Origin of the sequence: Methylophaga sp. UBA3603, from assembly GCF_002375335.1 — a bacterium.
Classification (GTDB): domain Bacteria; phylum Pseudomonadota; class Gammaproteobacteria; order Nitrosococcales; family Methylophagaceae; genus Methylophaga.
Genome location: NZ_DFMC01000010.1, coordinates 574,352 through 588,231, shown reverse-complemented (window position 1 = coordinate 588,231; position 13,880 = coordinate 574,352). Strand labels below are relative to the sequence as shown.

The window sequence follows — 13,880 nt, the reverse complement described above, 5'->3', positions numbered from 1 at the left end:
AACTAAAACTATGAATATTACAGTTAAATTAACGGCAGCATTGCTGACGATTGGTTTGCTGGCTGGTTGTGCAGGTCCAAACCAGCGTGCGTATCAAGATTATACTTTGTGTTCTGCTCTTGGCGGTGCCGTTGGTGGCGCAGCAGTCGGTGCAGCGGCAAGTGGTGGCTCTGGTGCTGTAGGTGGCGCAGCAGTCGGTGCAATGTTGGCATTATTACTTTGCCCAACTGATGAAGCCCAGGCAGAAGAAGTAGCAGCAGAAAAAATGATGTGTGAGCATGAGCCAGTTCCAGGTGCATTGCTTGATGCCAATGGTTGTGCAATGGATTCAGACAATGATGGTGTTGTCGATGGTATCGATATGTGTGCTAACACACCAGCTGGTGTAACAGTTGATGATGTTGGTTGCCCAATTGATTCAGACAGAGATGGCGTAGCGGATTACAAAGATCTTTGCCCAAATACGCCAGAAGGTGTAATCGTTGACCAGGATGGATGTCCAATCGCCGGTGAAACCATTCTGTCATTGAATGACGTTCACTTTGAATTTGATAAAGCAACACTAACTCCTGAAGCTCAATCAACTCTTGATGAAGCAGTAGATGCTTTGTTGAACAGTGATGAAGTGGTTGAAGTACGTGTTGAAGGTCATACAGATAGTATTGGTACTGAAGCATATAACCAAAACTTATCACAACGTCGTGCAGAGTCAGTGGTTGACTATCTCACGTCAAGAGGTGTTAACGGCAACAACCTGATTCCAGTTGGTATGGGTGAAAATCATCCAATCGCTAACAATGAAACTGATGCAGGTCGTGCTCTTAACCGTCGTGTTGATTTTGTTGTTAACCCATAATAACTAGAACTTTAGTTGAAATGAAAAAGGCCCTTAACCGGGCCTTTTTTGTGTCTGCTGTTTTGAGTGAAGTGGTAAAGAACGTAATTTGAGTTGCAACTAAATGATTAGTTTTAAAACGCTGAAGCGTTGAAAATTTTACATTTCACCATGTTATTTCTACCACGGTTTAGTGCCTCTTTTTATTAATTCCCCAAGATTTAATAACGAAAACAAATAGATATCGTATTGGCATGATTTCTGTAACTTTCAAAGAGACTGATGTTTTGCTGAATCTGTATTGAGCTTTAGTGCATTTATTTAATGCTGAGTTCAGCAAGAGCCTTTGGTATTAAAAGACCTTAGGTGTCAGACTTTTTGAGCTATAAGGAGAAAAAAATGAATATTGATATTGCAGAAGGTAAATGGACTCAAGTTAAAGGTAAACTTCGTGAAAACTGGGGTGACTTAACGGATGATGAAATTGAACAAACAAAAGGTAATGCCCAGCAATTGGTTGGTCTCCTGCAGGAGCGATATGGCCTGGCAAAAGATCAGGCAGAAAAGGAAGTTGAAGCGCTTACCAAATAGAACGCTTTTTGCTGGATTCCACTAGCTCCAAAGACGCCGAAAGGCGTCTTTTTTGTTAAACATGAATATTTTCCTGATAAAGCTTGTAATTTATTCATGATTATTAATGTATTTAAAGTGGGGGAGTTGAGTAACCCCATGAATTTATTTGGTTTATATACTTGGCATGGTTATAGCACCTGTCTAGTGAGTGACATTAAATCAATTAGGAGATAAATGATGAAAATTAAAATGAACCATTTAGCAATTTTGACCGCAGCTACCTTAGTTACTACCCCTGTGCTAGCAAATGACTGGCAAGGTGAGGCTAATGATGCTTGGCTGGATGGCAAATTAGAAACATCATTATTGCTGAACACCGAACTGAATAATTTTAAAATTGATACGGATATTGAAAGTGGGGTTGCAGTTTTAAGTGGTGAAGTGAACAACCAGACGCAAAAAGAGCTGGCTGGTGAAATTGCAAAAAATATTGAAGGTATCTCTGAGGTTAAAAATAACCTGACGGTTGATAAAAACTATCGTAATGAAGATAACGACGATGATAAATCTTTTAGCCGTGCATGGCATGATATGACTGTAACTGCCGGACTTAAGATGGAGCTTGCTGCTCATGATGAGCTTGAAGCCACTGCCATTGAAGTCTCAACCGACAATGGCGTTGTCACATTGAAAGGTAACGTGAAAAATGAGGCCGAAAAAGATCTGGCGGTCGAAATGGCGAAAGGTTATGACAAGGTTGTTGAAGTCAAAGATGAACTCGTTGTAACAAACTGAATGTCACATGTTGAATAACAGAGATCAGCAACTTATTCAGGAGTTGAAGAGTATCTGTGCAGATGGACGCAACTTCTACGATATGACCGCAAGGAAAGTGGTCAGCAGTGAAATAAGAATGTTGTTGCGTGAAATGGCTCTGGTACGGGCTGAAATTGTTGACGATATTAACAAGCGTTTTGCCGGGCTCAAGGATACTCAGCCTTCCAGTAGTGAGTTAGCGTTAACAATGCGGGCAATCTACAAAGTTGCATATGGAACATGTGAGGATGTAATTGATAAAGATTGTCTTGCTGATTTGGAATCAATGGAAATGCATTCATTGGAAATTTTTAAAATTTATGTAAGAAGAATGCACGATCGGCAAATGTCATCTTATCTTGCAGGCCATCTGGCGAATATACAATTAAGTCAGGATCGTTTGCTAAGATTAAAAAGTGATAAACGACATCATCGCCGCATAGGTTGACTAATCAGCTATTCCATAAAAGAGGTTGAAACATTAAGTTTCAACCTCTTTATCTATGTTAAGAAATCTATAAAATCCGCATGTTAGACTCGAATTTAATTATTATTTAAAAACGGGTCTTATGCCAAAATTACTGTTAATCACAACTGATGAAATCTTATCAGCGAAATTGAGCAAACTGCTTTCTGCCTGTAACTTTAGTTTAGTTCAGGTTGCAGACTTGAGTGAGCAAGATTATCAAGCAGATTTGGTTATCTATGCCCCCCAAAAAGCCACTGAGTCTGACTATAAATTATTCGAAACACATCCTTTGCAAACTACTGCTGACTGGATTTTATTAAGTGACGGTTTACCCAATAAATGGTTGGACTTAATGATGAGTAAAGGGGGGGCTTATCATTTTCGACAGATGAGCGACTTCACCCCCCTCATTGAAGTGGCCCAGGAATTTGCTACAGAATTCAAACAGCTGAAAAAAAACCGTCAGACTGCCACACTTACCTCCACACTTGATCAATATGGCTCGCTTCTGGGCTCCTCTGCTGCTATGCATAAGCTTTATCGTTTGATACGACGTGTCAGCCAGACAGATGCCAGTGTATTTCTGATAGGCGAAAGTGGCTGTGGTAAAGAAGTTGCTGCCAGAACAATTCATGAACAAAGTGAAAGAGCTAACGAACCGATGGTTTCAGTCAATTGTGCGGCGTTGGCTGCAGATCTTATTGAAAGCGAATTATTTGGTCATGAGAAAGGTGCGTTTACCGGGGCAGTAAACCAACATATCGGCTTTTTTGAACAAGGCGGCAACGGCACGTTATTACTGGATGAAATCACTGAGATGCCTCTGGCATTACAAAGTAAACTGCTGAGAGTATTGGAAAGTGGTGAGTTTCGTCGAGTAGGAAGTGATGTGGTGCGGCAATCCAAAGTAAGGATTATTGCCGCGACCAATCGTGAACCAGAAGAAGCGATTGAAGCCGGTTTTCTGCGTGAGGATCTCTATTTTCGTCTGGCACATTTTCCCATCAAACTTCCTCCGTTACGGCAGCGGGACAATGATGTCATTGAGCTGGCCAAACATTTCCTCGCTTACCGAAATGAAGCGACAAATTCAGGCAAAGTATTTTCCGATGATGTACTGGATATTTTTGCTCAATATAGTTGGCCGGGAAATGTCAGAGAGCTTAAACATTGTGTTGAACGGGCGCATATATTGGCAGAAGATGTAATAACCGTTGATGATCTACCTGATTTTGGCAACGGCCACTCTGCAATAGAAAATGATATCGGGCCCGGTACTTCGATTAAAGATGCTGAAAAAAGCCTGATTCTGTCGACATTAGAAGCCTGTCAGCAAAATAAAACCAAGGCAGCCAAGCAGCTTGGCATTACCGTTAAGACTTTATATAACAAACTTGATCAATATGGCCAATTAGAACCCAATATTCATGCAGGGGCTGAATCAAACTGATAACGCGTGGCCAGAGAAGAGAGTTAAGTAAAAATTGGTGCGCCTGACAGGAATTGAACCTGTGACCTTCGGCTTCGGAAACCGACACTCTATCCAACTGAGCTACAGGCGCTTTGTGTGATTGCTGACAGCGCGAATTATACGGACTTTGCTTGTCTTAAACCACAGGAAAAATAGAAACCCACTGCCAATACACCTATATGGTTAATGACAGTGGGGTTTTTCTATCCGGTATCAGCTATCTGGATGTGGCGCAATTTTTTCCAGCTTCCAGATACCCTGATTGTATTCTTCCATGGTTCTGTCAGTTGAAAATTTACCGCTGTTAGCTGCATTGATAATACTCATAGCTGTCCAGCGCTCTTTATCCAGATAAGCCTGTCCGGCCTGTTTCTGAGCATCTATATAACTGCGGAAATCTGCTACGGTCATCCAGGGGTCATTTGAACTGGTAAAGGCATTAATAATGTTATCGAAGCAGCCCGGCTCAAACTGATTGAAATGGCCGCCGGTTAATAAGTCCACCACGCGTTTCAAATCAGCATCATTCTCAATAATAGACTGTGGATTATAATGCCCTCGATTTTCTGCAACTTCTTCTTCAGATAAACCAAACAGGAAAAAGTTATCATCACCAACTTCTTCGCGAATTTCGATATTTGCCCCATCCAGCGTACCAATGGTAATAGCACCATTCATCATAAATTTCATATTGCCGGTACCGGAAGCCTCTTTACCGGCTGTAGAAATCTGTTCCGATAAATCTGCTGCGGGGCAGATAACTTCCATTACAGAAACCTGATAGTTGGGGAAAAAAACAACTTTCAGCCAATCGCCCACATCTGGATCATTGTTTACAACATCAGCAACATTATTAATCAGCTTGATGATTTGTTTTGCCATGACATAACCTGGGGCTGCCTTACCACCAAATAAAACACAGCGTTTGGGTAATCCATCAGTTTTACCGCGTTTAATCTGATCGTAAAGATGAATGACATGCAAAACATTTAATAGTTGGCGTTTATATTCATGAATGCGTTTCACCTGAATATCAAACATGGCTTCCGGGTTAAACACCACGCCACATTGTTTTTCGACTAATGCCGCTAAACGTTTTTTATTCTCATATTTGGCTTCGTGCCAGGCTTTCTGAAAATCTTTGTCATGCGCCAGTGGAGCGAGGTTTTCCAGCTCAGTAAGGCGGGTAATCCATTTATCCCCAATGGTTTCGCTAATCAGTTGACTTAACACCGGATTACACCAGGCCATCCAGCGGCGTTGGGTCACACCGTTAGTTTTGTTGTTAAATTTGTCCGGCCATAACTGATAGAAGTCTGCAAACAAGCCTTTTTTCAGTAATTCAGAATGTAAGGCTGCAACACCATTGACGGAAAAACTGCCGATAATGGCCAAATGAGCCATTCGGACCTGTTGCTGGGCACCTTCTTCAATAATAGACATACGTGCCAGCCGCTCTTTATCGCCAGGCCAATGATTAGCCACTTCCCTGAGGAATCGGGCATTGATTTCGTAAATTATTTCCAGAATGCGAGGCAGTAGACGACCAAACAGGTTTGCCGGCCATCGTTCCAGTGCTTCGGGTAACAAAGTATGGTTGGTGTAGGCCATAGTTTTGGTAGTGATTTGCCAGGCTTTATCCCAGCCTAATTGATGTTCATCCATAAGCAGGCGCATCAGTTCTGCAACGGCAACAGTAGGATGAGTATCGTTCAGTTGAAAGACGTTTTTATCGGCAAAATTTTCAAAGTTGCCATCATGAGTCGTCACCCAGTAATCCAGAATATCCTGCAGACTGGCTGAGGCCAGGAAATACTGTTGGCGTAAACGTAACTCTTTACCATTTTCACTGGCATCGTTTGGGTACAAAACCATGCTGATATTTTCAGCTTCATTTTTCGCTGCAACCGCTTCTGTATACGAACCGGCATTAAAATCTTCTAGGTTAAACTCATCGGTAGCCGCTGCTTTCCACAACCGCAAACGATTGACGGTGCCATTCTGATAGCCGGGAATAGGTAAGTCATATGGAACAGCCAGTACATCATTGGTATCAACCCACTGAATTTCCATTTGACCACTACTGTTACGATGTAACTCGGTATGTCCACCAAATTTGACACGTTGAGTGTATTCAGGCCGTTCCAATTCCCATGGATTACCATCACGCAACCAGTGATCCGGCATTTCCTGTTGGCGGCCATTTTCAATTTTTTGTTGGAACATGCCGTATTCATAACGCAAGCCATATCCCGTAACCGGTAGTTGCAGGGTGGCACAGCTATCAATAAAACATGCAGCCAGACGACCTAGCCCCCCATTACCCAAACCGGCATCATGTTCAAATTCGGCAAGTTCTTCATATTCGAGTCCCAGATTGACCAGCGCTTTTTTCAACGGTTCTTCAATGCCAAGGTTTAAAGCGGCATTGCCGGTGGCGCGGCCCATTAAAAATTCCATGGACAGGTAATAAGCCTGTTTGCAGCGCGAATCGGCATAGGTGTGTTTGGTATTTTTCATTCTTTCAAACAGCCGGTCACGCAGTGTATGGGCCATAGCTGCATACAGGTAATGACCTGAAGCACAGCCCTTGTCCTGACCAAGGTAAATACCGAAATAGCGTTTGAAATCCTCAGTTAATGCAAGCGTATTCATCCCCAGTTTTGATGTCTGATAAAGTTCAGGCAGCGGGGTGGTAATCGGAGTATATCTTGGCGTCATAGCGGAATCCTTGAATGGGCATCGTTATGGAAAAAATCGGGGATAGGGAACCAGCTCTGGCAACATTGCCATTAAGCGGCAGGTTCAGCATTGAACTGGAAATGTTATGTTAGCACTGCATGTCCCAATGCCGTAAACGTTAGCAGAGAGTGATGACATCTGCCATCACCTGAAGCATAAATTTTCAGCGAACAGAAAGAAAAATATTCTATTGCTGTTCGGCGGTCGATAATTCAAACCAATTATCAAGTACCTGAATCGCTTCATCACGTCCCTGATGATTTAAAGAAGAGAATAATTGTACCGATGCTTCCAACCCAGCATCTTTTAATTCTTTACGAACCTGTTGCAGGGCATTACCCCCAGCACCGCGTCCCAATTTATCCGACTTGGTGAGTAAAATATGAATCGGCAGTTCAGCCTGTTTTGCCCAGTCCAGCATTTGTAGGTCAAAGTTTTTTAATGGATGTCGAATATCCATCATCAGCATTAATCCGCGCAACGATTGGCGCGTTTCCAGATATTTGCTCAGGGTGGCTTGCCATTTAAGCTTCATCTTTTCCGGGACTTTGGCATAACCATAACCGGGAAGATCTACCATGGCTCTTTCATCGTCCAGATGAAAAAAATTGATCATTTGTGTTCTTCCTGGTGTCTTACTTATTCGCGCCAGAGCTTTGATTCCTGTGATGGTGTTGATTGCGCTGGATTTTCCGGCATTTGAGCGGCCCGCAAAAGCTACTTCGAAACCTGAGTCAGGTGGCAGTTGAGACAATTGTGTGGCGCTGACAGTATAATGTGCGCTTCGGTATAACTCTGACATGTCAGTCTTTCCAGGTGCAAAAAAGTGCCAATAAGAGTAGCATACCGAAAGTTTTGTATCCGAAAGTTAGTAGCCAGGAACGACAATGAAAAAATTTATTTTTGCAGTGGTGTTTGGGGTGGGTGTATCGAGTTCACCACTTGTTTTTGCCACAGGAGACATTTCCGCTGGCAAAACAAAATCAGCTGTGTGCGCTGCCTGTCATGGTGCTGATGGTAACAGTCCTTCTGATATGTACCCAAAACTGGCTGGACAACATGCCAGTTACCTCTACAAACAGCTAGTCGAATTCAAAAGTGGTAAACGTAAAAACGCCATAATGGCGCCGATGGTGGCCAACCTGTCGGAACAGGATATGGCTGATTTGGCGGCTTATTTTGCCAGCAAAGAAACTGCGCCGGGCGCCGTGAGCGAAGACTTGCTGGAACTGGGAAAACAGATTTATCGTGGCGGCAATAGCGAATCCGGGGTGCCTGCCTGCATGGCATGCCATGGTCCCAATGGCAGTGGTATGCCCGCGGCGAAATGGCCGAAACTATCTGCTCAATATCGTGCCTATACAGAATCGCAATTACACGCTTTTGCAAATGGTGAACGTCATAACGATCCTAATGGAATGATGCGTGATATTGCTTCCAAGTTGACTGAGGAAGAAATTAAAGCGGTTTCCGCTTATGTATCCGGTCTGCATTAATTGCTGATAAGCTCCGGTGACAATGATTCTGATTGCACCGGAGTAACTCATCGGCTCATGTTTGAGCAATTTCATGTCTGAAGTTACCCCGAAAGATAACTCCCACAACAGCTACTCTCGCCGATTATTTTTATTTCTTGGCTCTATGGAGTTGGCAATTACGTTATTGCTGACACTTGCCATTGCCTCTGTTATCGGCACTGTTCTACAGCAAAACCAGCCCTATGCTGATTATGTCATTAAATTTGGTCCTTTCTGGTTTGAAGTATTTGAACAGCTTGGGCTTTATGATGTTTACAGTTCTATCTGGTTTATCGCCATACTTGCATTGCTTGTCATTTCCACATCGGTTTGTGTAATTCGTCATTTTCCGGCGATGGCTAAAGAAATGTGGCAGTTACGCACTAATGTGCAGAAAAAATCCTTAAAAGCTATGCATCACAGTGCTCAGTGGCAATCAAATGCAACCATGCCTTCAGTAGCAAATGATTTGCAGCAGGAATTCAAAAAACTGGGGTTCCGCAGTAGACAAACGGTTAAACAAGATGATGCTGTATTAATTTCTGCAATGCGTGGCGGTATGAACCGTCTCGGCTACCTGTTTACCCATATTGCCATTGTGGTGATCTGTGTTGGTGGTCTGTTTGATAGCAACATGCCATTAAAATTTGCCGAATGGCGCGGTGAAATCAAAATTGAGACCCGCGATCTTTCGATCCGTGAAATACCTGCAGAAAGTCGTCTTGCAGTTGGTAGTCAGGGTTTTAGGGGGAGTGTAAGTATCCCGGAAGGCAAGGCGGCAGAAGTAGTTTTTTTACCGGTTCGTGACGGTTATTTGTTGCAAGCCCTGCCTTTTCGTATTGAAGTAAAAGATTTCCGAATCGAACATTATCCCAATGGTCAGCCAAAATCTTTTGAATCGGATTTAGTGATTCACGACGATCAACTGGCGGAACCCTTTGAATCTACTATTGCGGTAAACCACCCATTAATTTATCGAGGCCACTCGATCTATCAATCCAGTTTCAGTGACGGTGGTTCTTCGCTTAGTATCGATGCATGGCCTCTTGATAGCCGTGCCGGGACTGAGCCTGTTTCTATCCAAACCAAAGTATTTGAAAATCGTCAAATGCTGTGGGGAGAAGAAACCATGCAGCTGGAAATGACCAGTTTCCGGCCGTTTAATATCAACCCTGATCCGACAGAAGAAGATGAGCGAAATTTACGTGATTTTGGTCCGAATTTTACGTTTAAGTTACGTACAGAGACTGGTGAAGCCAGAGAATACGAAAACTATATGTTTCCGGTTGAGCGTGATGGTCGCGAATACTATTTAAGTGGTGTTCGTAACAGTCCTGCAGAATCCTTTGCCTACCTCTATTTACCTGTAGATGAAGATGGAAGCTTGCAGCAGTTCTTGAATTATTCAGCGTTATTACGTGATGAAGAGCTGGTATCAGATATTGCCAATTCGATGATGAAAGAAGCGTTGGCAATGTTGCCAGAACGTGATGAAGCTCTTGAAGCCAGTTTGCAGCAAACCCTCGAAACATTGATCACCATGTTTGTCAGGGGTGGTTTTGATGAGGTCAGGGATTTCATTGATAACAATCTTCCTGACGCCGAGCGTGACAATCTGGCGCCTGCTTATCTGGGCATGTTACGGGAGATGCTGGCGCGGATTTATTTCAGCATGGATGGCATTACTCCGCAAACTGTGACCAACGACCAGTTACTGTTTTTACAGGATAGTGTGGATACAATTGGCACCTTATCACGTTACGGTTCGCCGGTCTTTTTGCAGCTGACTGATTTTGAACATGTTCAATCGACCGGCCTGCAAATTGCCAAAGCCCCAGGAAAGAATGTGGTGTATTTCGGTTGTGCGCTATTGATAATCGGTGTGTTTTTACTGTTCTATCTTCCACAGAGACGCTTATGGGCATGGGTGGAAGAGGGTGCTGAACACACGGAAATTATATTGGCAGGTTCGACAAATCGAAATGCCCGCGAGTTTAATACATTTTTCAATGAGCAACAAACTGTTTTAGCAACTAAAACCGGGAACTCCAACCTGGAGCCAGGTTCTTAATGAAAGCGTTAAAGAGTATGAGAAACCTATGACAACGAATACTGAAATCATGACAAAACCTGCTGCCCATACCTGGTGGTGGTATGCACTTTTATTACTGGCAACCATTGGTATTTTGTCTGTTTATCATGAAGTGCTGGACGTATATGAGGTCTCAATCCTGATGTTTACGGCTATTAGCATGGGCTTTGTCGGCAATCATTGGCCCGGCTTCCGCGGTCACGCTATCGCTGTTGCTATGCTCAGTCTAATTGCCTTGCAGTTATACGGTACCAATCTGGAGGCTGCTGAAACTAACGGATTGCTCAAATACATGCTGGCCAGCCAGTCAGCCATTATGTGGATGAGTGTATTTTTTATCGCCGCCACATTTACCTATTTTGGTGGGTTGATTTTCAGATCTGACTATACCGAAAAAGTTGGTAGCGTATTTACCTGGATTGCGACGACCTTTGGGATGACAGGGCTGATGGTTCGCTGGCGTGAAACGCATATGATGGGTGCTGATATTGGCTACATTCCTGTCAGCAATCTTTACGAAGTCTTTATTCTGTTTGCTGTCGTAACGGCTTTACTGTATCTGTTCTACGAACGTCGGTATCAAGTGCGTAGTCTGGGTGGATTCGTCTTGCTGGTTATCTCTGCTGCTGTGATATTTCAGCTTTGGTATGCATTTGAACGCAATGCCCACGAAATTCAGCCATTAGTCCCGGCATTACAAAGTTACTGGATGAAAATTCATGTACCAGCCAATTTTATAGGATACGGTGCGTTTGCTATGGCGGCCATGATTGGCATCGCTTATTTATTGGTCAGCTGGCGTAGTGAAAAAAATCCGGACAGTGGGTTGGTCAAAGCCATGCCGCCACTGACAATGATGGATGATCTGATGTATAAAAGCATTGCCCTGGGCTTTGCCTTTTTTACGGTGGCGACGATTCTAGGGGCTTTGTGGGCTGCTGAAGCGTGGGGCGGTTACTGGTCTTGGGATCCGAAAGAGACCTGGGCTTTGATTGTCTGGCTAAACTACGCAGCCTGGTTGCATATGCGCATGACAAAAGGATGGAATGGTAAACCAATGGCCTGGTGGGCAATTGTTGGATTGTTCGTGACCTTATTTGCCTTTCTGGGTGTCAATATGTTTCTGTCTGGCCTTCATTCTTATGGCAGTTTGTAATTAAAAAATTTAAGGATATTGAAATGACGAGATCAATTCGTGCTTTGTTACTCACCACAGCGGCATTATTAATGCCTTTTTCTGTGTCAGCTGATTCAACAAGCTACAAAGAGGGTGAACACTATAAGCCTACCACTGAGCGTATGGCGAAAAATACCTCAAATGAACACATTGAAGTCATTGAGTTGTTCTCGTACTCCTGTCCACATTGTTTTAATTTGGACTCACAAATCATGCAATGGAAAGAAACCTTGCCTGAAAATGTGAAATTTACTCAGGTACCGGCTATTTTCCGTGACAGTTGGTTGCAGTTAGCAAGAGTGTTTTATGCTGCACAAATAACGGGTGATTCTGAAAAGTTGCATAAAGCATTATTTAATGCGATTCATATTGATAAGCGTCGTCTCGATACTGAAGATCGTTTGCTCGATTTTGTTGAAGAGCAGGGGATTGATCGTGAGAAATTCGTTGAAACGATGAATTCGTTTACTGTCAAAACCAACGTAAAAAAAGCACTGATCATCAGCCAAACATCTGGCGTTCAGGGTGTTCCAGTTATTATCGTTGATGGACGTTATTTTACTGACGCACCGCTGGCAGGTGGGATGACTGAAATGCTTAATGTGGTTGAGTATTTGATTGAAAAAGTTGAAGCAGAAAAATAAAGCGAGTTTTGTTAGAGCAGGTAAGGCCGGTTAGCGAAAGCAACCGGCCTTTTTTATAATGCTGCTGGAAGTGTTTCATTAATTTCAGCGGGTGGGGTGGAAGCATTTTGATTGACTTCATCATGGTGCAACATAATATCGTAATAACGTCGGATATTACCGACGTAACGCACCGGCTCGGCGCCACGTGCATATCCATGACGTGTTTGGCTGAACCACTTCTGTTTGGCAAGTAAAGGCAGGTTTTCGCGAACATCAGCCCAGCGGTCAGGATTGCCGCCATTTTTTTCCGTCAAGACTCTTGCGTCTTCCAAATGCCCCATACCAATATTATAAGCAGCTAACGCTAACCAGGTACGATCCGGCTCAGCGATCCGCTCCGGTAAACGGGTTTTCATAATAGTCAGATAAGCTGTGCCGGCAAAGATACTCTGCACAGGATCTTCCCGCTCGCTGACGCCCATTTCATTTGCAGTGGCTTGAGTCAGCATCATCAAGCCACGTACGCCAGTACTGGAAACGGCATCTGGATTCCAGTGTGATTCCTGATAGGCAACTGCTGCGAGAAAGCGCCAATCATAACCATAGGCTAATGCAGCAGCTTTAAAAGTGGATTCATATTGAGGGAGATGCGTCTGAATACGACGGTGAATGGCACGCGAATCGACATAATCGAAACGACGGATATGACCGAAATACTTTTCAATTAATTGATCCAGATAGCCCGAACTTTCTATTTCTTCAAAAAAAGCATTTACCGCAAGTTGTAAACTCATATCATCATTGCGACGCATACCCCAGGCTAATGGCTGGGGATCCGATATATCAAAAGCCACTCTTAGTTCGGGATAAAGACTATGGCTGGCAGCCATCTCATTAGAGTCAACGATGGTGTAATCAATAAGTTCGAGCTGAACCAGCTCAAGTAACCCGCTGGTGTCTATCGTCTGGTTTTCGGTCCAAGACAACAATGGTATTTCCTGTTGAAGATTAGCAAGCTGTTCAGCATGGCTGCTATTAGCAACAATTTCTAACTGACCGGTGCTGATTTCGGTGATATCTCGCGGTTTCTGGCTGCCATGACGGTAAATAAGCTGTTGAGTGACTTCATGATAAATTGGGCCAAACCGTAATCTGTTTTGCCGGGCCCGGGTTATTGTTAAGCCCGCAGCAGCAATATCTGCCTGACCGTTTTCAATCATATCGAGGGTTTTGCTGAGGTTATCGGGAACGGTCACTTTGAGATCAACACCGAGAAAATCGGCAAACCGTTGCGCCAGTTCAAACTCAAATCCCGCCAGTTCACCACCATTATTATAATAACTGGTCAAACCATAGCGACTCACCACACGAAGTTCACCACGCTCCAGGATTTGCTCCAGTTGATTACTGGAGGAGTTGCAAGCGTTTAATACGCAGAGCATGCAAAGGAGAAAAATTAGCTTTTTCAAAACTTCACTCTGACAGTAGGGCATGAAATTATCCTACATAAGGAAGGCTTTGCACATCAAATTTCCCAAAACTTACAATTAATGAACAGGAAA

At 43.5% G+C, this 13,880-nt stretch carries 12 protein-coding genes and 1 tRNA gene; 9 read left to right on the top strand and 4 right to left on the bottom strand.

Annotated features, from left to right (window positions below):
* Nucleotides 1–10: 10 nt before the first annotated feature.
* The 5 genes from B4F66_RS13675 to B4F66_RS13655 all read left to right on the top strand — a co-directional run bounded on the left by B4F66_RS13675 (nt 11) and on the right by B4F66_RS13655 (nt 4,143).
* Nucleotides 11–856, top strand: coding sequence for an OmpA family protein (locus B4F66_RS13675; protein ID WP_292356519.1), 846 nt, complete (start codon nt 11–13; stop codon nt 854–856).
* 378 nt (nt 857–1,234) lie between these two features.
* Entirely contained in the window at nt 1,235–1,426 is a 192-nt protein-coding gene (locus B4F66_RS13670) for a CsbD family protein (protein WP_292356518.1), read from the top strand.
* A 216-nt stretch (nt 1,427–1,642) separates the two neighbouring features.
* Nucleotides 1,643–2,203 (top strand): BON domain-containing protein, encoded by a 561-nt coding sequence (locus B4F66_RS13665; RefSeq protein WP_292411278.1) that lies wholly within the window; start codon nt 1,643–1,645, stop codon nt 2,201–2,203.
* Nucleotides 2,204–2,210: 7 nt separating this feature from the next.
* Nucleotides 2,211–2,672, top strand: a complete 462-nt coding sequence (locus tag B4F66_RS13660; protein ID WP_292356514.1) for a hypothetical protein — start codon at nt 2,211–2,213, stop codon at nt 2,670–2,672.
* A 220-nt stretch (nt 2,673–2,892) separates the two neighbouring features.
* Nucleotides 2,893–4,143 (top strand): sigma-54 interaction domain-containing protein, encoded by a 1,251-nt coding sequence (locus B4F66_RS13655; RefSeq protein WP_292401231.1) that lies wholly within the window; start codon nt 2,893–2,895, stop codon nt 4,141–4,143.
* Nucleotides 4,144–4,178: 35 nt separating this feature from the next.
* Here B4F66_RS13655 and B4F66_RS13650 read toward each other — a convergent pair.
* The 3 genes from B4F66_RS13650 to yihA form a co-directional block, all read right to left on the bottom strand.
* Nucleotides 4,179–4,255, bottom strand: a tRNA-Arg gene (locus tag B4F66_RS13650).
* Between the two features lie 122 nt (nt 4,256–4,377).
* Entirely contained in the window at nt 4,378–6,885 is a 2,508-nt protein-coding gene (locus tag B4F66_RS13645) for a glycogen/starch/alpha-glucan phosphorylase (protein WP_292356510.1), read from the bottom strand.
* 208 nt (nt 6,886–7,093) lie between these two features.
* Nucleotides 7,094–7,708, bottom strand: a complete 615-nt coding sequence (gene yihA, locus B4F66_RS13640; RefSeq protein ID WP_292356508.1) for a ribosome biogenesis GTP-binding protein YihA/YsxC — start codon at nt 7,706–7,708, stop codon at nt 7,094–7,096.
* Between the two features lie 85 nt (nt 7,709–7,793).
* On the opposite strand from yihA, the gene B4F66_RS13635 reads away from it, so the two are divergent.
* From B4F66_RS13635 to B4F66_RS13620, 4 genes are all read left to right on the top strand, one after another.
* Complete coding sequence (locus tag B4F66_RS13635) at nt 7,794–8,402, top strand: c-type cytochrome (RefSeq protein WP_292356505.1); 609 nt, start codon at nt 7,794–7,796, stop codon at nt 8,400–8,402.
* A gap of 73 nt (nt 8,403–8,475) precedes the next feature.
* The gene (resB, locus tag B4F66_RS13630) at nt 8,476–10,494 is read left to right on the top strand and encodes a cytochrome c biogenesis protein ResB (protein WP_292356504.1); all 2,019 of its coding nucleotides are present in this window, start codon (nt 8,476–8,478) and stop codon (nt 10,492–10,494) included.
* A gap of 28 nt (nt 10,495–10,522) precedes the next feature.
* Nucleotides 10,523–11,671 (top strand): c-type cytochrome biogenesis protein CcsB, encoded by a 1,149-nt coding sequence (ccsB, locus tag B4F66_RS13625; RefSeq protein WP_292356503.1) that lies wholly within the window; start codon nt 10,523–10,525, stop codon nt 11,669–11,671.
* Nucleotides 11,672–11,694: 23 nt separating this feature from the next.
* A complete protein-coding gene (locus B4F66_RS13620; RefSeq protein WP_292356501.1) occupies nt 11,695–12,336 on the top strand; it encodes a thiol:disulfide interchange protein DsbA/DsbL in 642 nt (213 codons plus the stop codon).
* 53 nt (nt 12,337–12,389) lie between these two features.
* Here the strand turns inward: B4F66_RS13620 and mltF are convergent, their stop codons facing one another.
* A complete protein-coding gene (mltF, locus tag B4F66_RS13615; RefSeq protein ID WP_292356499.1) occupies nt 12,390–13,811 on the bottom strand; it encodes a membrane-bound lytic murein transglycosylase MltF in 1,422 nt (473 codons plus the stop codon).
* Between the last annotated feature and the right edge of the window lie 69 nt (nt 13,812–13,880).

Excerpts from the sequence above, each read along its gene's own strand:
- B4F66_RS13675 (WP_292356519.1), top strand. The coding sequence starts at position 11 with ATGAATATTACAGTTAAATTAACGGCAGCATTGCTGACGATTGGTTTG.
- B4F66_RS13670 (WP_292356518.1), top strand. The coding sequence starts at position 1,235 with ATGAATATTGATATTGCAGAAGGTAAATGGACTCAAGTTAAAGGTAAA.
- B4F66_RS13665 (WP_292411278.1), top strand. The coding sequence starts at position 1,643 with ATGATGAAAATTAAAATGAACCATTTAGCAATTTTGACCGCAGCTACC.
- B4F66_RS13660 (WP_292356514.1), top strand. The coding sequence starts at position 2,211 with ATGTTGAATAACAGAGATCAGCAACTTATTCAGGAGTTGAAGAGTATC.
- B4F66_RS13645 (WP_292356510.1), bottom strand. The coding sequence starts at position 6,885 with ATGACGCCAAGATATACTCCGATTACCACCCCGCTGCCTGAACTTTAT.
- yihA (WP_292356508.1), bottom strand. The coding sequence starts at position 7,708 with ATGTCAGAGTTATACCGAAGCGCACATTATACTGTCAGCGCCACACAA.
- B4F66_RS13635 (WP_292356505.1), top strand. The coding sequence starts at position 7,794 with ATGAAAAAATTTATTTTTGCAGTGGTGTTTGGGGTGGGTGTATCGAGT.
- resB (WP_292356504.1), top strand. The coding sequence starts at position 8,476 with ATGTCTGAAGTTACCCCGAAAGATAACTCCCACAACAGCTACTCTCGC.
- ccsB (WP_292356503.1), top strand. The coding sequence starts at position 10,523 with ATGACAACGAATACTGAAATCATGACAAAACCTGCTGCCCATACCTGG.
- B4F66_RS13620 (WP_292356501.1), top strand. The coding sequence starts at position 11,695 with ATGACGAGATCAATTCGTGCTTTGTTACTCACCACAGCGGCATTATTA.
- mltF (WP_292356499.1), bottom strand. The coding sequence starts at position 13,811 with ATGCCCTACTGTCAGAGTGAAGTTTTGAAAAAGCTAATTTTTCTCCTT.